The following is a 22,202-nucleotide window of genomic DNA, read 5'->3' as shown; positions in this document are numbered from 1 at the left end:
CATCACACCCGGGGCGTGGCTCCCGACCGCACCCGTGCCGTCAACTGCCGCTCATCCTCTGCGGACACCGACAGGCGCTCCTCGAAGAACGCGAGCGCGCGCAGGTGGTACGCGCGCGCCGCCCAGCCCAGGCTGATGTTGTGGCCCGCCGCAGGCTGGCGTTCGACGCGCACCACCGGCGCCGCGGCGAGGCACGCGGTGAGGTCGGCGAGGTCCCGTTCCCCGTGCAGCCACCACGCCTCGTGCTCGGCGAAGGTCAGCCTCACGGGGATCCGGACGCGCGGCGCCAGGTCCTCGAACAGCGCAGGCCAGTGGGCGACTTCGGCGGTCTCGCGAGCCGGCATGGGAGCGATGAGCGAGCCGATCGAGCGGAACGTCCCCGGCGGATACAGCCACAGCGGACCCCAGTTGCGCCCCCGGTGCGCGCCGCGCCCGATCTCCAGCAGCTCGGCGGGCTCGACCCCGTAGCGGTGCCCGCAGCCGGAGACGTCCAGCGCGAGCAGCCCGTCGGCGCGCGCGGCCGTCACGAGGGCGAGTTTGCCGCCGTAGGAGTGCGCCAGCAGGAAGAAGCCCGCTCCGGTGGCATACCGCGCCGCGAACGTCTCCAGGGCAGCCTGAAGCACCTCGGCCTGCTCGGCGAGGGTCTGCCCCTCGGGCAGCCGGCCGGCGGACAGCCCGTAGCCGGGCCGGTCCACCGCGAGCACCGTGAAGCCCAGGCGCGCGCCGAGGGTGAGGAGGGACAGGTCGGGGTGGGCCTGCCCGTCGAAGTAGCCCGCCGTCATGCCGCCGCCGTGCAGGGCGACCACGGTGGCGCGCGGCTCGCCGTCCGGCACCTCGGCGAGCAGGCAGGACAGGGTGACACCCGCGACTTCCAGGGTGAGGTGGCGTACGCCCGCGGAGAGGCTTCCCGGCAATCTCGACTGCTGCATCTCTCTGTTATGACGCAGACAGAGCCACGGGGGTGAGGGGCGCGCCGACGTCCCACGCGCCGACGCGCGACAGCCTGCACCGGAAAGCCGCAGGTCGGGATCGACCTCCCCTCGATTCGAACTCCCGACCGAATCTGCCTCGCGATCAAGGGAACGTGTGTTCTATTCTGTGGCGCAGTGCTACCGAGGAGGCGCCCATGCGCTGGGATCATCTGGCCGAGAACCCCGCCGCGGCCCGGGGCGCCGCGCTGTTCGACGCGGACGCGGTGACCACCCGCACCTTCGACACCCCGGAGTTCCGCGGCATCACCTTCCACGAGGTCCGGGCCCGTTCGATCGTGAACCGGGTGCCGGGCGCCTCACGCATGCCTTTCGAGTGGACGGTCAACCCCTACCGGGGCTGCACGCACGCGTGCGTGTACTGCTTCGCCCGCAAGACGCACACCTACCTCGACCTCGACACGGGGCTCGGCTTCGACACCCAGATCGTGGTGAAGGTCAACGCACCCGAACTGCTGCGCGCCCACCTCGGCTCCCCCCGCTGGCACGGCGAGCACATCGCGATGGGCACCAACGTCGACTGCTACCAGCGGGCCGAGGGCCGCTACCGGCTGATGCCGGGCATCATCGCGGCGCTGCGCGACCACGCGAACCCCTTCTCGATCCTCACCAAGGGCACCCTGATCCTGCGCGACCTCGACCTGCTGAAACAGGCCGCCGAGGTCACCGACGTCGGCATCTCCGTCTCCGTCGGCTTCACCGACCAGGAGCTGTGGCGCACCGTCGAACCGGGAACCCCGGCCCCGGAGCGCCGGCTGGACGTCGTGCGCACGCTCGGCGAGCACGGCATCGGCTGCGGTGTCCTGATGGCCCCCGTGATCCCCTTCCTGAGCGATCACCCGGCCCAACTCCGCGCCACCGTGCGGGCGATCGCCGCCTCCGGGGCGACCTCGGTGACCCCGCTGGTGCTGCATCTGCGCCCGGGCGCGCGCGAATGGTTCATGGCCTGGCTGGAGCGCCGGCATCCGTACCTCGTACGCCGTTACGAACGGCTGTACGCGGACGGCGCCTACGCCCCGAAGTGGTACCAGCGCCGGATCACCGGCCAGGTGCACGAACTGGCCCAGGAGTACGGCATCGGCCCGACGCGCCCCGGGATGCCGCGCAGGATCCTCCGGCCCGAGCCCGAACCGGTCGCGGCGCAGCCCACGGTGAGCGGACCGACGCAGCTCTCGCTCCTGTGATCGGCGCGCATACGAGCGCCTCTTGATTCCATACCGGTCCGGCGAGCTTTTCGGGGCCCGGGTCCGGCGCCGCGTGGCGCCGGGACCGGGCCCCGTCCGACGTGCGTCGGGTCAGTGCAGGCCCTGTACCGCCGGGTCGGTGAAGCCGACGGCGAAGACGGTGCGCAGGGACGAGGTCGTCGAGCCGTTGTAGCCGGAGCAGGCGTCCAGCGTGCTCGTCGGCGTGTGCTCGTCGTACCGCGGGTCGCTCGGGCTGAAGCAGATGCCCTCGGTCAGCCCCCACAGCTCGTCGACCTGGGTCGCATCGAGCTTCGGCCAGTAGCTCAGGGCCTGCGGCGGCCCGGCCGCCCAGTTGCCGCCGGCCGCGCAGGTCGTCCCGGCTCTGGTGTCGCCGATCCACGTGTGGGAGTACACGCCGGGCTGGGTGCCGCAGCCCTTGTGGAAGGCGAAGTTCAACACGCCCTGGTCGTCGGTCCAGGTCATGCCGCCCTGCAGTCCCCGGTAGCGGGAGGCGGCGTAGGCGTCCTGGATGACGGTCTTGCCGCCGGACATGTTGAGGAGCCCGGGGTAGGTCGGGGAGCTCGCCGGGTTGAGCTGGTAGCGCACCACGCGACCGCCGTCGACCCCGCCGTACCACTCGCCGGTGACCAGCTTGTACGGGCTGCCGCCGGTCTTGTCGAGGGAGAGCCAGGAGTAGCAGAGGTGGTCGGGGTCGAGGCTGCCGGCGTTCGCGTCGAAGTCGCACGCGGTGGGTGTGCCCGACTGCTGGTAGTAGTGCACCTCGGGCAGCACGTACGGGTAGCCGCAGGCGCTGGAGCGGCCGCCGCTGATGCCGTAGGTGTCGACGCCGGAGCCGTAGTCGTCGACCTTGGCGAGCTTGTTGATGTCGAACACCCGGATGCCGTGCGCGGTGTCCGTGACGTAGATGTAGTTGGCGTACCAGACGATGCCACCGCCGTGGCCCGTGACGAACTTGAAGTTCGACGCGCTCGACGAGGTGCTGGTCGGCTCGGCGAGCAGCACGTGGCGGTACTTGCCGGTGTCGCGGTCGATGAAGCTGAGCTTCAGCAGGTTGTCCGTCTTGCAGCCGCTGGAGGTCTCCCCGGACAGCGTCTCGTAGTGCCAGGAGACCGCGGCGACGTGGTCTCCCTGCACCGCGCCGTCGCTGCCGTCGGCCGTGCCGGTGGTGCTCAGACCCTGCGGGTACCAGTGCTGGGTGGTGTCGTCGCCGTGCGCCGACGACCAGCACCAGGCGACCTTGGTGGTCACCGGTGGCAGCGCCTTGGTCTCGTTGCCCGAGCAGGTGCGCATCGAGCGCAGGTTCAGCCAGGAGTCGGTGGCGCCCGACGAGTTCGTGGTGTAGTTCGTGGTGATGACGTCCGTCAGGCCGGCGTGGTCCGTCAGGTAGTTGTTGTAGAGGTTGTTCGTCGCGGCGACATAACTGGTGTCCGTCATCTTGAACTGGTCGCCGCTGAGCGTCAGCTGCGTCACCGTGGGTGTGTCCGCCGCCGTCGCCGGCTGTCCCGTCAGCCCGGCGAACAGGGCGGCAGCGGCCGCGACCATGGCCAGTTGTCCGAATCTGCGTATGAGCGCCACGCGCACCTTCCATGAAGCGAACCGGGGCATGGTCGTCTGGAGCATGCCAAAGATGCAAAACGCATAGAGCATAGGCGAGGCGCGCTGAGCCGCCACTGTCCTTACCGGCGGCGACGGGCGCCCTGTTGGCGGGCGGAACCGTCACAGCTCGGGCAGCGGAGCGCTTGGCGGCGGGGCGAGCCGCCGGTCGGCCCGAGCCCGTGGCGGCGGACCCCACGGCGACCGGTCCGAAGCGGCTCTCGCTCTGCTGATCGACGCGCATACGAGCGGCTTGCGCGGCCCAATCGGGTCAACCACTACCTGAACAGCGCTCTTCGGGACGGTCATTCCGGGACGATGCGGCAAGGACCCGGCACTCGCGGTCCGAACCCCTCCGTCCTGGGAGGTCCGACATGACACACCGCGCAGCCGTGCTGTGCGGCGCCGCCCTGGTGGTGGCCGGGATGCTCACCGCGGTCCCGGCCGGCGCGAGCACACCGCGCACCACGGACATCGCACCGGCGGTGCACCTCACCTGGAAGAAGTGCGGCACCACCAAGTATCCGACGCTCCAGTGCGCGACCGTCACGGTGCCGCTGGACCACGCCGACCCGCGCGGACAGCAGATCACGCTGGCCCTGTCCCGCGTTCCGCACACCGCGAAGACGTATCAGGGACCGCTTCTGGTCAACCCCGGCGGGCCCGGAGGCAGCGGTCTGGCCCTCGCCGGATACGTCGCCTCCTCGCTGCCCAAGGCGGTGGCGGCGCAGTACGACGTCATCGGCTTCGACCCGCGGGGCGTGGGAAAGAGCAAGCCCGCCCTGAACTGCGCACCCGGCTACTTCACCCCGGTCCGCCCGAACACGATTCCCCTCACCCCTTCCCGGGAGAAGGCGAACCTGGCCCGCGTCGCCTCCTTCGCCCGGGCGTGCGCCACCAAGTACGCGGACGTGCTGCCGTACATCGACACGGTGAGCACCGCGCGCGACCTGGACGCGATCCGGCAGGCTCTGGGAGCCGAGAAAATCAGCTACTTCGGCTATTCGTACGGAACCTACCTGGGCGCCGTCTACGCGAAGCTCTTCCCCCAGCGGGTGCGCCGTCTGGTGCTCGACTCCATTGTCGACCCCGAGGGGGTGTGGTACGAGAACAACATCCGGCAGGACTACGCCTTCAATGACCGTCACCGGGCGTTCCTGGCGTGGGTGGCGCGACACGATGCGGTGTACGAGCTCGGCACCGATCCGGCCGCCGTCGAGGTCAGGTGGAAGGGGATGCGGGCGGCGCTGGCCATGAATCCGGCCGAGGAGAAGGTGGGCGCCTCGGAGTTGGAGGACACCTTCATGCCGGGCGGCTACTACGACGGCTACTGGCCGCGCCTCGCCGAGGCGTTCGCGGCCTATGTGAACGACAAGGACCCCCGTCCGCTGGTCGAGGCGTACAAACGCTACGGCGCGGTCGACGCCCTGGGGGAAAACAACTACTCCGTCTATGCCGCGGTGCAGTGCCGTGACACCTCCTGGCCGCGCGACTGGGCGCGGTGGCGCGCGGACACATGGGCGGTGCACGCCAAGGCGCCGTTCATGACCTGGAGCAACGCCTGGTACAACGCGCCGTGCGTGTTCTGGCCGACGGAATCGCTGCGGCCGGTGGACGTGTCCAACGACGCGCTGCCGCCGGTGCTGCTGTTCCAGGCGACCGACGACGCCGCGACGCCGTACCAGGGCGGGCTGACGATGCATCACCTGCTGCGCGGCTCCCGCCTGGTGGTCGAACAGGGCGGCGGCAACCACGGCGTCACCCTGAGCGGGAACGCCTGCCTGGACAGACATCTGGCGGCTTACCTCGCCGACGGTACGGTGCCGCGCGGCGTCGGCGACATCGACGCGGTGTGCCAGAGGCTCCCCGACCCCAAACCGCTGACCGGCAAGCCCTCGTCCCCGGAGGCGTCCGGTGCGGGGCACGGTTCGACACTGCACGGGCTGCTGGGCTTCCACGGCTGAGCGGCCGGGCGACGGCGCCCGTCGGGGGCGTGGAAGGTCACTGTCAGACCCGTGGTCCACCATGAGACCCATGAGCGAGCTGACCAGGATTCCCGCCCCCGACGGGGTCGCCCCCGCCGCCCCTTACTCCCACGTCGTCATGGGCACCGGCCGCTTCGTCGCGATCTCCGGCCAACTCGCCCTGGACGAGGACGGCGCGCCGGTCGGCGAGGGTGATCCGGCGGCCCAGGCCCGACAGGTGTTCGAGAACCTGCGCCGCTGCCTGGCGGCCGCCGGAGCCACCTTCGACGACGTCGCCAAACTCACGTATTTCGTCACAGACATGGCATACATGCCCGCGATCCGCGAGGCCCGAGCCGCGCACATACCCGACGACCGATTGCCCGCGTCGTCAGCGGTGCAGGTGGCGGCCCTGGTGCGCCCGGAGTTCCTGATGGAGATCGAGGCGTACGCGATCGTGCCGGGTTGATCCATGGCTCGGTGATCCCACGGCGGTGGTCACCGCTCGCCGGGGATGCGGGCCAGTGCGTGGACCGCCGCCTGAGCCAGGGCCGGGTGGGCGAGGGCCTCGTTCAGGACGGGCCTGGCACGGGGGTCGCCGAGCGCGCCCAGCCCTTCCACGCAGGCGAGCGCCACCTTGCGGTAGGGATCGTGCGGGTGGAGCCGGCGCTGCAACGTGGTGATCAGCGCGGGCACGGCCTCGGGGGCGCGCAGTTCGACGAGCAGGCGTACGGGGTGGAGGGCGTAGGCGACGCGGAGCTCGTTGGTGGCGAGGGCGGCCGCCGCACGGGCGGTGCGCGGGTCGCCGAGCCGGGCCAGGGCGTGGGCGGCCGACGCACAGCGCTGCGGGTCGCGGTGGTTGAGCAGCAGGACGAGCGTCTCGAAGGACCGCCGGTCGCCCGCGACGCCGAGCCGGAACGCGGCCAGTTCCCGGGCCCACAGCGGCTGCCCCGGCTCGGTCAGCACGGCGGCGAGCTCCTCAAGATCACCGGTGGCTGCCAGCCGCTCATGGACCGGGGACCCGCCGCTCTCGGCCCGCACACGCTCCGTGAGTGATCGCAACGCTTCGTCCATGCTCCCGAGCCTAGGCGCGCGGCCGGTGCGGCGGGACCCAGATCACAAACCCGAGGGCTGGCGCGCTCGTTACCCACGGGTTAAGCTCAGACGAGCGAGTTACCCACTCGCGAGACTCGCGGCGGCCCGGTGACGCAGCCGTCGTGAGTGCTGGTCGGTTCGGTACATCGTGTACCGCAGTACGACTCGGCTCCGGGACAGGGCCGGTCGGTATCGCCGTTCCGGGCGTGTGCACGTCCGTGACACGGCTCCGGGCGTGTGCGCTCGTCAGCCCGGCAAGCACCCGCACTCAATCGCCCTGTGGTGCGCCCTCGGCGCACCCAGGCGCGCTCCCTCAGTCGTCACCCTCATTTCCTGGAGTCCCGCGATGGCCACTCCCTTCTCCGACACCCCCCTGTCCCCGCTCAAGACCGTTGCCGTCGTCGGCCTCGGCACCATGGGCACCGGCATCGCCGAGGTGCTCACCCGGGCCGGCCGCGAGGTCGTCGGCATCGACATCAGCGAGGCCGCCGCCTCGAAGGCCGTCGCCACCCTGGAGACCGCCACCGCCCGCGCCGTCAGCCGCGGCCGCATGACCGAGCGGGAACGCGAGGACGCCCTAGCCCGCTTCCGCACCTTCACCGACCTGCGGGCCGCCGCCGACGCCGACCTGGTGATCGAGGTGGTCCCGGAGTCGTACGAGATCAAGCAGCAGGTCTTCCGCGCCCTCGACGACATCGTGCGCCCGGACACCATCCTCGCCACCGGCACCAACGCCCTCTCGGTGACCCGGCTCGCCGCCGACTCGGCCCGCCCCGAGCGCGTTATCGGGCTGCACTTCTTCAACCCGGCCCCGGCGATGCGGCTGGTGGAGATCGTCTCGTCCGTGCTGACCGCGCCCGCGGTCGTCACCGCGGTCACCAACCTCGCCCTCGATCTCGGCAAGGAGCCCGTCGCGGTGGGCGACCGGCCCGGTTTCGTCGCCGACGGACTGCTGTTCGGCTACCTGAACCAGGCCGCCGCGATGTACGAGTCGAGGTACGCCTCGCGCGAGGACATCGACGCCGCGATGAAACTGGGCTGCGGTCTGCCCATGGGGCCGCTCGCCCTGCTCGACCTGATCGGCATCGACACGGCCCGCACGGTCCTGGAGGCCATGTACGCCGCCTCCCACGACCGTCTGCACGCTCCCGCGCCGATCCTCAAGCAGCTCAGTGAGGCGGGCCTGACCGGCCGCAAGGCGGGGCGCGGCTTCTACACCTACGAGGCGCCAGGCAGCCCGGTCGTCGTTCGCGACGCGCTGACCCCGCTGGAGGGCGACGCCCTCGTCCCGGGTCGCACGGTCCGCTCGGTCGGTGTCGCGGGCTCGGGCACGATGGCGTCCGGGATCGCCGAGGTCTTCGCCAAGGCCGGGTACGAGGTCGTGCTCGCGGCCCGCACCGAGGAGAAGGCCCAGGCCGCCAAGGCCCGCATCGGCAAGTCGCTGGCCCGCTCGGTCGACAAGGGCCGGATGACCACGGAGGCGGCCGCGCAGACGCTGGACCGGATCCGGCCGGCGGGCTCCTACGACGACTTCGCGGACGTCGACCTGGCCCTGGAGGCCGTCGCCGAGGACCTGGAGGTCAAGCGGCAGCTGTTCGCCACGTTCGACAAGGTCTGCAAGCCCGGCGCGATCCTCGCCACCACCACCTCCTCGCTGCCCGTCGTCGCCTGTGCCCGCGCCACCTCGCGCCCGCAGGACGTGATCGGCATGCACTTCTTCAACCCGGCGCCGGCCATGAAGCTGGTCGAGGTGGTCCGCACGGTGCTGACGGCGGACGACGTGCACGCGACGGTGCGCGCACTGTGCGGCTCGATCAGAAAGCACCCCGTCGACTGCGGCGACCGCGCCGGATTCATCGTCAACGCGCTGCTGTTCCCGTATCTGAACAACGCCGTGAAGATGGTGCAGGAGCACTATGCGTCCCTGGACGACATCGATGCGGCGATGAAGCTGGGCGGCGGCTACCCGATGGGTCCGTTCGAACTGCTCGACGTGGTCGGACTCGACGTCTCGCTCGCCATCGAGAAGGTGCTGCACCGGGAGTTCCGCGACCCCGGCCTGGCCCCCGCGCCGCTTCTGGAACACCTGGTGGCCGCGGGCTGCCTCGGCCGCAAGACCGGCCGCGGCTTCCGCGAATATGCCAAGCGCTGACCGGCGCGGCGACCGGCTCCACGGCGGCGCCGACTGGGGCGGACTGCTCGACCCGGCCGGTCACCCCCCGCCCGCGCGGGGCGGGGGGAACCCGGGACATGCGCACCATCCTGCACAGATGCAGTACGTTCGGGTCATGCCCCAGCCCGCCAAGTCCTCACGTACACCAGCTACGCCCGACGCGCCGGAGAGCGCCGCAGGCTCTCGCGCCGCCGCCCAGCGGCTGAAGATGCGCCGGGAACTGGCGGCCGCGGCGATGGAGCTGTTCGCCACCAAAGGGTACGAAGCGACCACCGTCGACGAGATCGCGGCAGCCGCGGGGGTCGCCCGCCGCACCTTCTTCCGCCACTTCCGCTCCAAGGAAGAGGCGATCTTCCCGGACCACGACGACACTCTGATCCGGGCGGAGGCGGTGCTCAACGCCGCACCCGCGCACGAGCATCCGCTCGACACGGTGTGCCGCGGCATCAAGGAAGTCATGAAGATGTACGCGGCCCGGCCGGAGATCTCCGTGCAGCGCTACAAGCTCACCCGCGAGGTGCCGACGCTGCGCGAGGCGGAGATCGCCTCGGTCGCCCGCTACGAGCGCCTCTTCACCCGCTACCTCCTCGGCCACTTCGACGAGCACGCGCACGACGACGACGCGAACGACGACCCGCTGCTCGCCGAGGTCGCCGCCTCCGCGGTCGTCACCGCGCACAACCACGTACTGCGGCGCTGGCTGCGGGCGGGCGGCCAGGGAGACGTGGAGGCGCAGCTGGACCACGCCTTCGCGATCGTCCGCAAGACGTTCGGCACGGGGATCGGGGCCGGGCGGGGCACCGCGCCGCGGACAGCGAAGGCCACCGCGACCACGCACGGGGAGGTGCTGGTCACGGTGGCCAGGACGGACGCACCCCTGGACGAGGTCATGCGCACCATCGAGCAGGCGCTCAAGGAGCGTTCGTAACCCCGGCTCGGTCCGTGGGCCGGCCGCGGCGCAGGGGACGGCTCGGAGCGAGGCGCGCCGCCGGTTCCGGCTCCGCTCCCCCGGTCTCCACCTGCGCCACCAGGCGCCCCGTCGCCGGGCCCGGCATCAGTCCCAGCACGTTGTGCCCGGTGGCGAGCACCACCCGCGGAAAGCCGGCCACCGGGCCGACCAGCGGTAGCCCGTCCGGGTCATCGGGCGCGAGCCCATTCACTCCTGCTCCCGGCGGTCCCAGCCGGCCCCCGGCCGATCCGCGGCCTACTCGGCAGTAGCTATGATCGATCATCGCTCATTTGTTACGTAAAGATTTCATCTGAGTGGACTTTCTGGCACCCAGTGCCTTGCGGGGTGACACGGGGTGCCATACGGTGATGGTGTCCGGGCGGCCGGCGTGCAGAGACCTTTCGTACGTCGGCTGTCCCCGCAAGCCCTTCGGCGAGCGCGCCCGGACGCCTGCGTCACAGGCAACTTCCGCGCCACAAAGCGCTGCCCAGCACCACCTTCGCCGAACCGACGGCACCCCTCTCACCAGCAGCACTACCGACGTAACCCTCAGCGTCTCCCCTCAAGACGCCATTCGCCGGAGGCACCACCGTGAAGGACATCCTGGACGCCATTCAGTCGGGGACCGCCACGTCCGCCGACTTCGCCGCCCTCCCCCTCCCCGAGTCCTACCGCGCGGTCACCGTGCACAAGGACGAGACGGAGATGTTCGCGGGCATGCCCACCCGCGACAAGGACCCCCGCAAGTCACTGCACGTGGACGAGGTCCCGCTGCCCGAGCTCGGCCCGGGCGAGGCCCTGGTGGCCGTCATGGCCTCCTCGGTCAACTACAACTCGGTGTGGACCTCGATCTTCGAGCCCCTGTCGACGTTCGGCTTCCTCGAGCGCTACGGCAAGCTCTCGCCGCTGACCAAGCGGCACGACCTGCCGTACCACATCATCGGCTCCGACCTCGCGGGCGTCGTCCTGCGCACCGGCCCCGGCGTGAACGCCTGGAAGCCCGGTGACGAGGTCGTCGCGCACTGCCTCAGCGTCGAGCTGGAGTCGCCCGACGGTCACGACGACACCATGCTCGACCCCGAGCAGCGCATCTGGGGCTTCGAGACCAACTTCGGCGGCCTGGCAGAGATCGCACTTGTCAAGTCCAACCAGCTGATGCCGAAGCCGGACCACCTGAGCTGGGAGGAGGCCGCGGCCCCCGGCCTGGTCAACTCCACCGCGTACCGGCAGCTCGTCTCCCGCAACGGCGCCCAGATGAAGCAGGGCGACAACGTCCTGATCTGGGGCGCGAGCGGCGGCCTCGGCTCGTACGCCACGCAGTTCGCCCTCGCGGGCGGCGCCACCCCGATCTGTGTCGTCTCCTCGCCGCAGAAGGCGGAGATCTGCCGCAAGATGGGCGCCGAGCTGATCATCGACCGCAACGCCGAGGACTACCGGTTCTGGAAGGACGAGAACAACCAGGACCCCAAGGAGTGGAAGCGCTTCGGCAAGCGCATCCGTGAGCTGACCGGCGGCGAGGACGTCGACATCGTCTTCGAGCACCCCGGCCGCGAGACCTTCGGCGCCTCGGTGTACGTCACCCGCAAGGGCGGCACGATCGTCACCTGCGCCTCCACCTCCGGCTACATGCACCAGTACGACAACCGCTACCTGTGGATGTCACTGAAGCGGATCGTCGGCTCGCACTTCGCGAACTACCGTGAGGCGTACGAGGCCAACCGGCTCATCGCCAAGGGCAAGATCCACCCGACGCTGTCGAAGGTCTACTCCCTGGAGGAGACCGGTCAGGCCGCCCACGACGTCCACCGCAACGTGCACCAGGGCAAGGTCGGCGTGCTGTGCCTGGCGCCCGAGGAGGGCCTGGGCGTGCGCGACCACGAGATGCGCGCCAAGCACATCGACGCCATCAACCGCTTCCGGAACGTCTGAGGCGAGCGGAGGTCATAGATGACTGAGCGTCAGCCCGCCGAAGGCAGGCGAGAGAAGGACCGGCCGTGGCTCATGCGCACGTACGCCGGTCACTCCACGGCCGAGGCGTCCAACGAGCTGTACCGGCGCAACCTCGCCAAGGGGCAGACGGGTCTGTCGGTGGCGTTCGACCTGCCGACGCAGACCGGCTACGACCCCGACCACATCCTCGCCCGCGGCGAGGTCGGCCGGGTCGGGGTCCCCGTCTCGCACCTCGGTGACATGCGCCGGCTGTTCCAGGACATCCCCCTGGAGCAGATGAACACCTCGATGACCATCAACGCCACGGCCATGTGGCTGCTGGCGCTCTACCAGGTCGTCGCGGAGGAGCAGGGCGCGGACATCACCAAGCTCCAGGGGACGACCCAGAACGACATCGTCAAGGAGTACCTGTCCCGCGGGACGCACGTCTTCCCGCCGGGCCCGTCCCTCCGCCTGACGACGGACATGATCGCGTACACGGTCTCCCACATCCCGAAGTGGAACCCGATCAACATCTGCAGCTACCACCTGCAGGAGGCGGGCGCCACGCCGGTGCAGGAGATCGCGTACGCGATGTCCACCGCGATCGCCGTGCTGGACGCCGTCCGCGACAGCGGCCAGGTGCCGCAGGAGCGCATGGGCGATGTCGTCGGCCGTATCTCCTTCTTCGTGAACGCGGGTGTCCGCTTCGTCGAGGAGATGTGCAAGATGCGGGCGTTCGGCCGCATCTGGGACAGGATCACGCGCGAGCGGTACGGCATCGAGGACCCCAAGCACCGCCGCTTCCGCTACGGCGTCCAGGTCAACTCGCTCGGTCTGACCGAGGCACAGCCGGAGAACAACGTCCAGCGGATCGTCCTGGAGATGCTGGCCGTCACCCTGTCCAAGGACGCACGCGCGCGTGCCGTACAGCTTCCGGCCTGGAACGAGGCGCTGGGCCTGCCCCGCCCCTGGGACCAGCAGTGGTCGCTGCGCATCCAGCAGGTGCTGGCGTACGAGAGCGACCTGCTGGAGTACGACGACATCTTCGAAGGCTCGAAGGTGATCGAGAGCAAGGTGGACGAGCTGGTCGAGGCGGCGCTCGCCGAGATCGACCACATCCAGGAGATGGGCGGCGCGATGGCCGCCGTCGAGTCCGGCTACCTCAAGTCGCAGCTGGTCGCCTCGCACGCGGCACGCCGGGCCCGTATCGAATCGGGTCAGGAGAAGATCGTCGGCGTCAACATATTCGAGGGCACCGAGCCGAACCCGCTGACCGCCGACCTGGACACCGCGATCCAGACGGTCGACCCGGCGGTGGAGGCCCGTGTCATCGAGTCCCTCCAGCGCTGGCGCGACACCCGCTACCAGCCGCCGTTCAACCACCCGCGCCCCTGCAAGGCGCTGGAGCGTCTGAAGGAGGCCGCGAAGGGCACCGAGAACCTCATGGAGGCCACCCTGGAGTGCGCCCGCGCCGGGGTCACGACCGGCGAGTGGGCCGGGGCCCTGCGCGAGGTGTTCGGCGAGTTCCGCGCCCCCACCGGCGTGTCGTCCGCGCCCGTCGCGGTGGCCGCCGAGGACGGCACCAAGCTGGCGGAGGTCCGCCGCAGGGTGGACGCCACCGCCCGCGACCTGGGCGTCGGCAAGCTCCGCTTCCTGGTGGGCAAGCCGGGCCTGGACGGGCACTCCAACGGCGCCGAGCAGATCGCGGTGCGGGCCCGTGACGCCGGGTTCGAGGTGGTCTACCAGGGCATCCGGCTCACCCCCGAGCAGATCGTGGACGCGGCCCTCGCCGAGGACGTGCACGCGGTCGGGCTGTCCATCCTCTCCGGTTCGCACGCCCAACTGGTGCCGGACGTGCTGGAGCGGCTGCGCGAGGCCGGCGCGGCCGACATCCCGGTGATCGCCGGCGGGATCATCCCGAACGGCGACGCCGAGCAGCTCAGGGCCGCTGGAGTGGCCGCGGTCTTCACCCCGAAGGACTTCGACATCACCGGGATCATCGGCCGTATCGTCGACGAGATCCGCAAAGCGAACAAGCTCGACCCCCTGGAGGTCCCCGCATGACCGCCCGCCCGTCGCCCACCACCACCCTTGCAACGAGCGGCTCCGCCGCGCCCCTTCCTGATGTCAACCGCCTCCGCCCGCGGCGCTCCTGCCTGGCCGTACCGGGCTCGAACCCCCGCTTCCTGGAGAAGGCGCAGGGCCTCCCCGCCGACCAGGTCTTCCTGGACCTGGAGGACGCGTGCGCGCCGCTCGCCAAGCCGGAGGCGCGGCACACCATCGTCAAGTTCCTCAACGAGGGCGACTGGACGGGCAAGACCAGGGTGGTCCGGGTCAACGACTGGACGACGGAGTGGACGTACCGGGACGTCGTGACGGTGGTCGAGGGCGCGGGCCCCAACCTCGACTGCATCATGCTGCCGAAGGTGCAGAACGCCGAGCAGGTCGTCGCCCTGGACCTGCTGCTCACCCAGATCGAGAAGACCATGGGCTTCGAGGTCGGCCGCATCGGCATCGAGGCGCAGATCGAGAACGCCCAGGGCCTCAACAACGTCAACGCGATCGCGCAGGCGTCCCCGCGTATCGAGACAATCATCTTCGGCCCGGCCGACTTCATGGCGTCGATCAACATGAAGTCGCTGGTCGTGGGCGAGCAGCCGCCCGGCTACCCGGCGGACGCCTACCACTACATCCTGATGAAGATCCTGATGGCCGCCCGCGCCAACAACCTCCAGGCGATCGACGGCCCCTACCTCCAGATCCGCAACGTCGACGGCTTCCGCGAGGTGGCCGGCCGCGCCGCCGCGCTCGGCTTCGACGGCAAGTGGGTGCTCCACCCGGGTCAGGTCGACGCCGCCAACGAGGTGTTCTCGCCGTCCCAGGAGGACTACGACCACGCCGAGCTGATCCTGGACGCGTACGAGTACTACACGTCGGAGGCGGGCGGCAAGAAGGGCTCCGCGATGCTCGGCGACGAGATGATCGACGAGGCCAGCCGCAAGATGGCACTGGTCGTCGCGGGCAAGGGCCGCGCCGCCGGCATGCAGCGCACCAGCAAGTTCGAGATCCCGGAGGCGTGAGCGCATGCAGTTCGGACGGACCTACGAGGAGTTCGAGGTCGGGGCGACGTACAAGCACTGGCCGGGCAAGACGGTCACCGAGTACGACGACCACCTGTTCTGTCTCCTCACCATGAACCATCACCCGCTCCACATGGACACGAACTATGCGGAGAAGACGACGGACTTCGGCAGGAACGTCGTCGTGGGCAACTACATCTACTCGCTGCTGCTCGGCATGTCCGTCCCGGACATCTCCGGCAAGGCGATCGCCAACCTGGAGATCGAGTCGCTCAAGCACGTGGCGCCGACCTTCCACGGCGACACGATCTACGGCGAGACGACCGTGCTCGACAAGTGGCCCTCGAAGTCGAAGAACGACCGCGGCATCGTCCACGTCGAGACCAAGGGCTACAAGCAGGACGGCACGCTCGTGTGCGTGTTCCGCCGCAAGGTGATGGTGCCCACCGAGACGTACATCAAGGAGCGCGGCGGCGAGCAGCCGGGCCGCCCGGAACTACTGGACATTTCAAAGCGTGAGCAGGAGAAGTAGGCCATGGCCCGACTCGCCCAGACCGCAGGTCTGACGGACATCCAGCAGGAGATCATCTCCACCGTCCGGGACTTTGTCGACAAAGAGATCATCCCGGTCGCGACCGAGCTGGAGCACCGCGACGAGTACCCGCAGCAGATCGTCGACGGGCTCAAGGAGCTCGGCCTGTTCGGTCTGATGATCCCCGAGGAGTACGGGGGCCTGGGCGAGTCGCTGCTGACCTACGCGCTGTGCGTGGAGGAGATCGCCCGCGGCTGGATGTCGGTCTCCGGCATCATCAACACGCACTTCATCGTGGCGTACATGCTCAAGCAGCACGGCACGCAGGAGCAGAAGGACTACTTCCTGCCGAAGATGGCGCTCGGCGAGATCCGGGGCGCCTTCTCGATGTCGGAGCCGGGACTCGGCTCCGATGTGTCGGCGATCACGTCGAAGGCGGTCAAGGACGGCGACGAGTACGTCCTGACCGGCCAGAAGATGTGGCTGACGAACGGCGGCACGTCCTCGCTCGTCGCCGTACTCGTCAAGAGTGACGAAGGACACCCCGAGGGCACCGCGCCCCACAAGTCGATGACGACCTTCCTGGTGGAGAAGGAGCCCGGCTTCGGCGAGGTCCGCCCCGGCCTCACCATCCCCGGGAAGATCGACAAGATGGGCTACAAGGGGGTCGACACGACCGAGCTCATCATGGACGGCCTGCGCGTTCCGGCCAATCGGGTGCTCGGCGGGGTCACCGGCCGGGGCTTCTACCAGATGATGGACGGCGTCGAGGTCGGCCGGGTGAACGTCGCGGCGCGTGGTTGCGGGGTCGCTCAGCGTGCCTTCGAGCTCGGCGTGTCGTACGCGCAGCAGCGACACACCTTCGGCAAGCCGATCGCCCAGCACCAGGCCATCCAGTTCAAACTGGCGGAAATGGCCACCAAGGTCGAGGCGGCGCATGCCATGATGGTGAACGCAGCACGCAAAAAGGACTCCGGAGAACGAAACGACCTCGAGGCAGGGATGGCGAAGTACCTCGCCTCCGAGTACTGCAAAGAGGTCGTGGAGGACGCCTTCCGGATCCACGGCGGCTACGGCTTCTCCAAGGAGTACGAGATCGAGCGCCTCTACCGTGAGGCCCCGATGCTGCTGATCGGTGAAGGTACCGCCGAAATCCAGAAAATGATCATCGGTCGCCGCCTGCTCGAAGAGTATCGACTCCAGGGTTAGATATGCCGATACGGGGTGTTTTCTTCGCGAAGAAGATCACACCCCGTCAACACTCTTCGGCCGCCGACTCGGCCTTCTGGCTTGCCCAGTTGTGGTCCGTGACCGGTACGATCGGCCGGAAAGCCGCCGTCCCCCCTTGAAGCGCGGCATCACCCGCTACGAAGGTCATCCATGCCCCACAGCCAAACCTCTGCACCACGCGGCCGGGTCCGCCTCGCGCGCGGAGCATCGCCGTGGCTTCTCCCGACCGTTGCCACCGCAGCCCTCAGCCTGGCTCGCGCGCGCCGCTCCGGCGCCGCGAAGGCCGTGGCCGTGCCCGCCACCGCACTCGCGGCGGGCATGCTGTGGTTCTTCCGCGACCCGGAGCGCGAGATCACCCAGGGCCGGGTCATCTCGCCCGCCGACGGTGTGGTGCAGAGCATCATGCCGTGGAAGGACGGCCGCACCCGCGTCGCGATCTTCATGAGCCCGCTGAACGTCCACGTCAACCGTGCGCCGCTGGCCGGCACGGTCACGTCGGTCGAGCACATCCCGGGCGGCTTCGTTCCCGCTTTCAACAAGGAGAGCGAGAACAACGAGCGTGTCGTCTGGCACTTCGACACCGAGCTCGGCGACATCGAGATGGTCCAGATCGCCGGCGCGGTCGCGCGCCGCATCGTCCCGTACATCCCGCGGGGCACGAAGGTGGAGCAGGGCGACCGCATCGGCCTGATCCGCTTCGGCTCGCGTGTCGACATCTACCTCCCCGAGGGTGTCGAGATCGCGGTGGAGGTCGGCCAGAAGACCGTGGCTGGGGTGACGCGCCTTGACCGTGATTGATCCCGAGACCCAGTCCGGCTGGGTGCCGGAGGCCGACGGGGTGGACGACGAGGAGGAGATGCCCCTCTCGCTCCGCCTCTCAATAGCGGACACGCTCACCCTCGGCAACGCCACGTGCGGCTTCATGGCGGTGTACTTCACCACCACCGGGATTCTCATCCCGCACCTGACGGGCAACGACGAGTCGGCGGGCATGGCTCGGCACAGCGCGGCCACGGCGGTCATCCTGATGCTGTGCGCGGCGGTCTTCGACCTGTTCGACGGCTTGGTGGCGAGGAAGCTGCGGTCGTCGCCGATGGGCGCCGAGCTGGACAACCTCTCGGACCTGATCAGCTTCGGCCTGGCGCCGGCGTACTTCGTGCTGGTCTACGGCATGGTGGCGGACGACGCGCACCAGAGGGTGGCGGCGGTCGGCGCGATCGTGGTGCTGCTGGCGGTGGTGCTTCGCCTTGCGCGCTTCTCGTGCGTGACGATGAAGGACGGCATGTTCCAGGGGATGCCGTCGCCGTTCGGCGCGCTGACGGTCGTCTCGATCGTCCTGCTGGAGCTGCCGTTCTTCGCCACGCTGCTGGCGATCCTGGGTACGGCGTGGCTGATGGTGAGCCGGGTGGAGTACCCGAAGCCGCGGGGCCGGCTCGCGGTGGCGATGCTGTCGTGGATCGTCCTGTCGATGGGTCTGCTGGCGGCGTGGGCCTTCGACGCGCCGAGCGGTCAGCTGCTGCTGCAGACGGGCTGCGCGCTCCAGCTGGTCATGGGCGCGGTGATCCCGCTGTTCGCCACGGCACGCCGGGTGAACAACTTCCGCGACAACCGCCGGGAGGCGCGGGCGGCTCAGTTGCCGTAGCACGCGACGCTGCGCTGCGCTTGGCGGAGGGCCCCGAACCCGGGTTGGGTTCGGGGCCCTCCGCCTTGGTGCCCGGGGCGCACCTGGGGGCGGAAAGTTCTTGCCTCAGCCCAGGTGGTCCCGCGCGATCCGTTCCGCCACCCGCTCCAGGACGGGCCCCGCCTCCGCGATGCACCGCGCCACGTCCGGCTCCACCTCCGTCAGCGCGTAGGCCCGCCCGATGCCCGCCCTCTCCAGCGCCTCTGGCGACAGGGCCAGGCGGCCGCAGACCGCCACGACCTCCTTGCCCGCAGCCCGCGCAGCCGCCGCGACCCCCGCCGGGGCCTTCCCGTGCAGCGTCTGCTCGTCCAGCGAACCCTCGCCCGTGATCACCAGCGAGGCCCGCGCCAGCGCCGGCGCGAAGCCCAGGACGTCCAGCATGACCTCGATACCGGGCCGGAACCTCGCCCCGAGGAGCAGGGCCCCGTACCCGATGCCGCCCGCGGCCCCGGCCCCCGGCGCCACCGCGTACTCCGCGGCCCGGGTGCCGATCGCCTCCTCCAGCACCTTCGCGCAGTGCGCGAGCGCCGCGTCCAACGTCTCCACGTCGTCCGGCGAAGCCCCCTTCTGCGGGCCGTACACGGTCGGGGCGCCCTTCGGCCCCGTCAGCGGGTTGTCCACATCGCTCGCGAGGATCAGGTCGACCGAGGCCAGCCGCGGATCCAGGCCCGACGGGTCGGCACGGACCAGCTCCGCCAGACCCCCGCCCCCGGGCGTCACCGGCTCCCCCTCCGCGTCCAGGAACCGCGCCCCGAGCGCGGTCAGCATCCCCGCACCCCCGTCCGTCGTCGCGCTCCCGCCGACCCCGAACACGATGGTCCGCGCCCCCGCGTCCAGCGCGGCCCGCAGCAGCTCACCGGACCCGTACGTCGACGCCGTCAGCGGCGCGAAGACCCCGGCGGGCAGCCGCTGCAGCCCGCTCGCCTCCGCCATCTCCACGACCGCCGTGTCGCCGCGCAGCGCGAACGCCGCCGTCACCTCGTGTCCGAGCGGCCCCGCGACCCGCACCTCACGTCGTTCGAAGCCGGCCGCGACCGCCGCGGCCACCGTCCCGTCGCCCCCGTCGGCCACGGGCAGCGCCTCCACCTCGAGGTCCGGCACGACTTTGCGCAGCCCCGCGGTCACCCGCTCCGCGACCTGGACGGCCGTCAGCGACCCCTTGAACTTGTCCGCGGCGACGAGCACCCGCTGTGCCGTTCGCGTGTCGTCCACTGCAGCGTCCGCCACCTGCAATCCCCTCGCTCCTCGAGCCCCGCGCACGTCGAACACGCCAGGGCAGTCGCGCCGCTGTGACCCTAACCGCAGCGCACCTGCCCCGTCATGCCCCGTCCGGCCCCCGGAATCCGCGCGAGCGCCCCCGGAATCGGGTAGACCTTCAGCCATGACCCCTGTGGGCACCGATCTCGCGGACCGCGTCCTCGGCGGCTGGCTGGGCCGGATCGCCGGCAACATGCTCGGCAAGCCCGTCGAGCGGGGCGATGTGTGGACGCGGGAGCGCATCGACCGCTATCTGCGGCAGGCCTCGGCGCTGCCGCTCACCGACTACCTGCCCGAGCCCGCCACCGAGAGCGACGCCCTCGACCTGCGCCCCGAGTGGCGTCAGTGCGTACGCGGCCGCATCCACGGCAGCTGCCGCGACGACGACGTGGACTACGCCGTCCTGGGCCTGGACCTGCTGGAGACGCACGGCTTCGGCTTCAGCACCGAGCAGGTCGGCGACCTGTGGCTGCTCAGGCTGCCGTATCTGCAGACGTTCACGGCCGAGCGGGCCACGTACCGCAATCTCACCCAAGGCCTCAGGCCACCGCTGACGGCCACCTACGACAACCCCTACCAGGAGTGGATCGGCGCCCTGATCCGCGCCGACGTCTACGGCTGGACCTGCCCGGGCGCCCCGCGCCGCGCCGCCTCGCTGGCCCGCCGGGACGCGGTCCTGTCCCACACCGGGAACGGGGTGTACGGGGCGATGTGGGCGGCCGCGCTGATCTCGGCGGCGTTCACCGCGCCCACCGTCCGGCACGCGCTCGACACCGCGCTGACGGTGATCCCCGCGAGCAGCCGCCTCGCCCGCACCGTACGCCGGGTGATCTCGCTCCACGAGACCCGGCTGAGCTGGGAGGAGACACTGGACGCGGTCTCGGAGGAGACCGCCGGACTCGGCTGGATCCACACCGTTCCGAACGCGGGGGTCCTCACGGCCGGGCTGTTGTACGGCGACGGTGACTTCACCCGTACGATCGCGCTGACCGTACGCGGCGGCCTGGACACCGACTCCAACGGCGCGACCGCGGGCTCGGTCGCGGGCGTCCTCACCGGCGCGGAAGCGATTCCCGCCCGGTGGAAGGACCCCCTTCAGGACACGGTTCGCAGCGCCGTCTTCGGCTTCGACGGTGTCCGCATCAGCGAGCTGGCGGAACGGACCGTGCGGCTCGCGGAGGCCGAGGGCGCCTGATCAGTCCTTCGTGGCGACCAGGACGTCGTCCTCGGGGCGCAGTGCCTCGCGGATCACGTCGTTGGCGAACCCGAAGCCATAGAACTCGGCGGTGTCCACATGATCGACGCCCAGCTCGACCGCGCGGCGCAACAGCGCGACGGCGGCGCCGCGGCGGTCGTGACTCCGCCGTCGCCTGCACCAGTTGTCGACCTCACCGTCCTCAACGCGCTCGATGAGAAGCTGCGCGGCCCGGTTGGCGGCGAGGCCGCCTGAGCGACCCGGAGCCCGTCCGAAAAACGTTCGACTTCCGCGCGACGGACGGCCCCCGCCTCCCCGTAGAGCAGACGAAGGCACCACCCGTACCGCCCCGCACCACCGCCCTTCGTCCGACTCGCGAACCCATGAGGTGCTTGTGGTTCTCTTCTTCGTGCTCCGTAGTCACCGCCCTTCGCGGTCGCGGTGGCCTGTCGCCGTGGGGTTGACGGCTCTCCTGGCCGGCGCTCTGCCCGGGGTGTCGGCCGACGCCGCCACTCCGCCCTCCGGATCGGTCACCGACACCGCTCCTACCACCACATGGAGCGGCGGACCGTTCGCCGTCCCGAACGTCTCGGGCACCACGGGCACCGTCAGCTGCGGCGACCCGCAGCTGTGCGACGACTACGCGCTGAAGGTGACGGCGCCCACCGGCTACGACACCGGTCACAGCCTGCGCATCGACATCAAGTGGCCCGACTCGGCCGCCGACTTCGACCTGTACGTCCTCGACGCGAACGGTCGCGAGGTCGCCGCCTCTGCGTCCAGCAGCGACCCCGAGACCGTGCTGCTCCCGGCGGTGACGGCGTCGTACACCGTGCGCGTGGTGCCGTACGCGCCACTCGGCGACAGTTTCACCGGTACCGCGAGCCTGGTCGCCGCCCCGGCCGATCCGGCGCCGAGCACGGCGACCCCGCCGACGTACGCGAACTCCTCGGCACCCGACGGCATCAAGGACGCGCACAACGCCGGGGAGCCCTCGATCGGCGTCGACCGCGCGACCGGCGCCGCGCTGTTCCAGGCCTACACCTCGACGCTCAAGGTCACCTACGACAGCGCGGGCACCGCAACCTGGCAGGACAAGAGCGCGAACACGACGGGCGGCTGCCCCCAGGGCAGCATCACCAGCCTCGACCCGATCCTGTTCACCGACCCGGCCACGCATCGCACCTTCGAGTCGCAGCTCGCCGGGAAGACCGCCCTGACCTGCTACACCGACGACGACGGCGAGACGTGGACGCCGACGGGCGGCTCGGGCATCAACTCCGGAGTGGACCACCAGACGATCGGGGGCGGCCCCTTCGCGCCGGGC

The 22,202-nt window shown here is 70.3% G+C and carries 18 protein-coding genes and 2 pseudogenes; 14 read left to right on the top strand and 6 right to left on the bottom strand.

Translation table 11 applies throughout. From position 1 onward, the window contains the following. Positions 1-2: 2 nt before the first annotated feature. Entirely contained in the window at positions 3-929 is a 927-nt protein-coding gene (locus ACZ7L1_RS15230) for an alpha/beta hydrolase (protein ID WP_471437454.1), read from the bottom strand. 197 nt (positions 930-1,126) lie between these two features. Between ACZ7L1_RS15230 and ACZ7L1_RS15225 the strand changes: the two genes are divergently transcribed. Next, on the top strand, positions 1,127-2,173 hold the full coding sequence (locus ACZ7L1_RS15225) for an Rv2578c family radical SAM protein (protein WP_471437452.1): 1,047 nt from the start codon (positions 1,127-1,129) through the stop codon (positions 2,171-2,173). Positions 2,174-2,284: 111 nt separating this feature from the next. Here ACZ7L1_RS15225 and ACZ7L1_RS15220 read toward each other — a convergent pair whose 3' ends face one another. Continuing rightward, positions 2,285-3,814: a hypothetical protein gene (locus ACZ7L1_RS15220; RefSeq protein ID WP_471437450.1), complete on the bottom strand. Its 1,530-nt coding sequence runs from the start codon at positions 3,812-3,814 to the stop codon at positions 2,285-2,287. A 347-nt stretch (positions 3,815-4,161) separates the two neighbouring features. Here ACZ7L1_RS15220 and ACZ7L1_RS15215 point away from each other — a divergent pair, with 347 nt between their 5' ends. Together ACZ7L1_RS15215 and ACZ7L1_RS15210 are read left to right on the top strand one after the other, a co-directional pair. After that, a complete protein-coding gene (locus ACZ7L1_RS15215) occupies positions 4,162-5,751 on the top strand; it encodes an alpha/beta hydrolase (RefSeq protein WP_471437448.1) in 1,590 nt (529 codons plus the stop codon). A gap of 70 nt (positions 5,752-5,821) precedes the next feature. Continuing rightward, positions 5,822-6,220 (top strand): RidA family protein, encoded by a 399-nt coding sequence (locus tag ACZ7L1_RS15210; protein WP_471437446.1) that lies wholly within the window; start codon positions 5,822-5,824, stop codon positions 6,218-6,220. A 29-nt stretch (positions 6,221-6,249) separates the two neighbouring features. Here ACZ7L1_RS15210 and ACZ7L1_RS15205 read toward each other — a convergent pair whose 3' ends face one another. Continuing rightward, complete coding sequence (locus ACZ7L1_RS15205; protein WP_471437444.1) at positions 6,250-6,825, bottom strand: adenylosuccinate lyase; 576 nt, start codon at positions 6,823-6,825, stop codon at positions 6,250-6,252. A 367-nt stretch (positions 6,826-7,192) separates the two neighbouring features. Between ACZ7L1_RS15205 and ACZ7L1_RS15200 the strand changes: the two genes are divergently transcribed. Further along, a complete protein-coding gene (locus ACZ7L1_RS15200; RefSeq protein ID WP_471437442.1) occupies positions 7,193-8,998 on the top strand; it encodes a 3-hydroxyacyl-CoA dehydrogenase family protein in 1,806 nt (601 codons plus the stop codon). Positions 8,999-9,134: 136 nt separating this feature from the next. Then, positions 9,135-9,947, top strand: a complete 813-nt coding sequence (locus ACZ7L1_RS15195) for a TetR family transcriptional regulator (protein WP_471437440.1) — start codon at positions 9,135-9,137, stop codon at positions 9,945-9,947. Here ACZ7L1_RS15195 and ACZ7L1_RS15190 read toward each other — a convergent pair. Next, positions 9,931-10,251: an FAD-dependent oxidoreductase gene (locus ACZ7L1_RS15190; RefSeq protein WP_471437438.1), complete on the bottom strand. Its 321-nt coding sequence runs from the start codon at positions 10,249-10,251 to the stop codon at positions 9,931-9,933. The two genes, ACZ7L1_RS15195 and ACZ7L1_RS15190, sit on opposite strands and share 17 nt — an antisense overlap. Before the next feature lie 308 nt (positions 10,252-10,559). Between ACZ7L1_RS15190 and ccrA the strand changes: the two genes are divergently transcribed. The 7 genes from ccrA (at position 10,560) to pssA (ending at position 18,384) form a co-directional block, all read left to right on the top strand. Further along, on the top strand, positions 10,560-11,897 hold the full coding sequence (ccrA, locus tag ACZ7L1_RS15185) for a crotonyl-CoA carboxylase/reductase (RefSeq protein WP_471437436.1): 1,338 nt from the start codon (positions 10,560-10,562) through the stop codon (positions 11,895-11,897). An 18-nt stretch (positions 11,898-11,915) separates the two neighbouring features. Then, positions 11,916-13,964: a protein meaA gene (locus ACZ7L1_RS15180; protein WP_471437434.1), complete on the top strand. Its 2,049-nt coding sequence runs from the start codon at positions 11,916-11,918 to the stop codon at positions 13,962-13,964. Next, the gene (locus ACZ7L1_RS15175; protein WP_471437432.1) at positions 13,961-14,980 is read left to right on the top strand and encodes an HpcH/HpaI aldolase/citrate lyase family protein; all 1,020 of its coding nucleotides are present in this window, start codon (positions 13,961-13,963) and stop codon (positions 14,978-14,980) included. The genes ACZ7L1_RS15180 and ACZ7L1_RS15175 overlap by 4 nt, the downstream gene beginning before the upstream one ends. 4 nt (positions 14,981-14,984) lie before the next feature. Continuing rightward, positions 14,985-15,512 (top strand): MaoC family dehydratase, encoded by a 528-nt coding sequence (locus ACZ7L1_RS15170; protein ID WP_384604545.1) that lies wholly within the window; start codon positions 14,985-14,987, stop codon positions 15,510-15,512. Between the two features lie 3 nt (positions 15,513-15,515). Beyond that, a complete protein-coding gene (locus tag ACZ7L1_RS15165; protein WP_471437429.1) occupies positions 15,516-16,721 on the top strand; it encodes an acyl-CoA dehydrogenase family protein in 1,206 nt (401 codons plus the stop codon). Positions 16,722-16,892: 171 nt separating this feature from the next. Further along, positions 16,893-17,540 carry a phosphatidylserine decarboxylase gene (locus ACZ7L1_RS15160; protein ID WP_471437427.1) on the top strand — a complete coding sequence of 216 codons (648 nt, stop codon included), beginning with the start codon at positions 16,893-16,895 and terminating at the stop codon, positions 17,538-17,540. Between the two features lie 22 nt (positions 17,541-17,562). After that, complete coding sequence (pssA, locus tag ACZ7L1_RS15155; RefSeq protein ID WP_471437771.1) at positions 17,563-18,384, top strand: CDP-diacylglycerol--serine O-phosphatidyltransferase; 822 nt, start codon at positions 17,563-17,565, stop codon at positions 18,382-18,384. Positions 18,385-18,489: 105 nt separating this feature from the next. On the opposite strand, the gene ACZ7L1_RS15150 is transcribed toward pssA, so the two are convergent. Next, positions 18,490-19,635 carry a glycerate kinase gene (locus ACZ7L1_RS15150; RefSeq protein ID WP_471437425.1) on the bottom strand — a complete coding sequence of 382 codons (1,146 nt, stop codon included), beginning with the start codon at positions 19,633-19,635 and terminating at the stop codon, positions 18,490-18,492. 169 nt (positions 19,636-19,804) lie between these two features. Between ACZ7L1_RS15150 and ACZ7L1_RS15145 the strand changes: the two genes are divergently transcribed. Beyond that, positions 19,805-20,875 (top strand): ADP-ribosylglycohydrolase family protein, encoded by a 1,071-nt coding sequence (locus ACZ7L1_RS15145; protein WP_471437423.1) that lies wholly within the window; start codon positions 19,805-19,807, stop codon positions 20,873-20,875. Between the two features lie 6 nt (positions 20,876-20,881). Here ACZ7L1_RS15145 and ACZ7L1_RS15140 read toward each other — a convergent pair. Next, positions 20,882-21,091: pseudogene (locus ACZ7L1_RS15140) on the bottom strand (aldo/keto reductase); the annotation flags it as partial. A gap of 238 nt (positions 21,092-21,329) precedes the next feature. Here ACZ7L1_RS15140 and ACZ7L1_RS15135 point away from each other — a divergent pair. Further along, positions 21,330-22,202 (top strand): annotated as a pseudogene (locus ACZ7L1_RS15135) (hypothetical protein); the annotation flags it as partial.

This window comes from Streptomyces sp. NPDC107546, assembly GCF_055639175.1.
This window is presented reverse-complemented; position numbering and strand designations above follow the sequence as displayed.

Excerpts from the sequence above, each read along its gene's own strand:
- ACZ7L1_RS15145 (WP_471437423.1), top strand. The coding sequence starts at position 19,805 with ATGACCCCTGTGGGCACCGATCTCGCGGACCGCGTCCTCGGCGGCTGG.
- ACZ7L1_RS15200 (WP_471437442.1), top strand. The coding sequence starts at position 7,193 with ATGGCCACTCCCTTCTCCGACACCCCCCTGTCCCCGCTCAAGACCGTT.
- ACZ7L1_RS15180 (WP_471437434.1), top strand. The coding sequence starts at position 11,916 with ATGACTGAGCGTCAGCCCGCCGAAGGCAGGCGAGAGAAGGACCGGCCG.
- ACZ7L1_RS15220 (WP_471437450.1), bottom strand. The coding sequence starts at position 3,814 with ATGCTCCAGACGACCATGCCCCGGTTCGCTTCATGGAAGGTGCGCGTG.
- ACZ7L1_RS15190 (WP_471437438.1), bottom strand. The coding sequence starts at position 10,251 with ATGATCGATCATAGCTACTGCCGAGTAGGCCGCGGATCGGCCGGGGGC.
- ACZ7L1_RS15175 (WP_471437432.1), top strand. The coding sequence starts at position 13,961 with ATGACCGCCCGCCCGTCGCCCACCACCACCCTTGCAACGAGCGGCTCC.
- ACZ7L1_RS15165 (WP_471437429.1), top strand. The coding sequence starts at position 15,516 with ATGGCCCGACTCGCCCAGACCGCAGGTCTGACGGACATCCAGCAGGAG.
- ACZ7L1_RS15170 (WP_384604545.1), top strand. The coding sequence starts at position 14,985 with ATGCAGTTCGGACGGACCTACGAGGAGTTCGAGGTCGGGGCGACGTAC.
- ACZ7L1_RS15210 (WP_471437446.1), top strand. The coding sequence starts at position 5,822 with ATGAGCGAGCTGACCAGGATTCCCGCCCCCGACGGGGTCGCCCCCGCC.
- ACZ7L1_RS15225 (WP_471437452.1), top strand. The coding sequence starts at position 1,127 with ATGCGCTGGGATCATCTGGCCGAGAACCCCGCCGCGGCCCGGGGCGCC.
- ACZ7L1_RS15160 (WP_471437427.1), top strand. The coding sequence starts at position 16,893 with ATGCCCCACAGCCAAACCTCTGCACCACGCGGCCGGGTCCGCCTCGCG.
- ACZ7L1_RS15215 (WP_471437448.1), top strand. The coding sequence starts at position 4,162 with ATGACACACCGCGCAGCCGTGCTGTGCGGCGCCGCCCTGGTGGTGGCC.
- ACZ7L1_RS15195 (WP_471437440.1), top strand. The coding sequence starts at position 9,135 with ATGCCCCAGCCCGCCAAGTCCTCACGTACACCAGCTACGCCCGACGCG.
- ACZ7L1_RS15205 (WP_471437444.1), bottom strand. The coding sequence starts at position 6,825 with ATGGACGAAGCGTTGCGATCACTCACGGAGCGTGTGCGGGCCGAGAGC.
- ACZ7L1_RS15230 (WP_471437454.1), bottom strand. The coding sequence starts at position 929 with ATGCAGCAGTCGAGATTGCCGGGAAGCCTCTCCGCGGGCGTACGCCAC.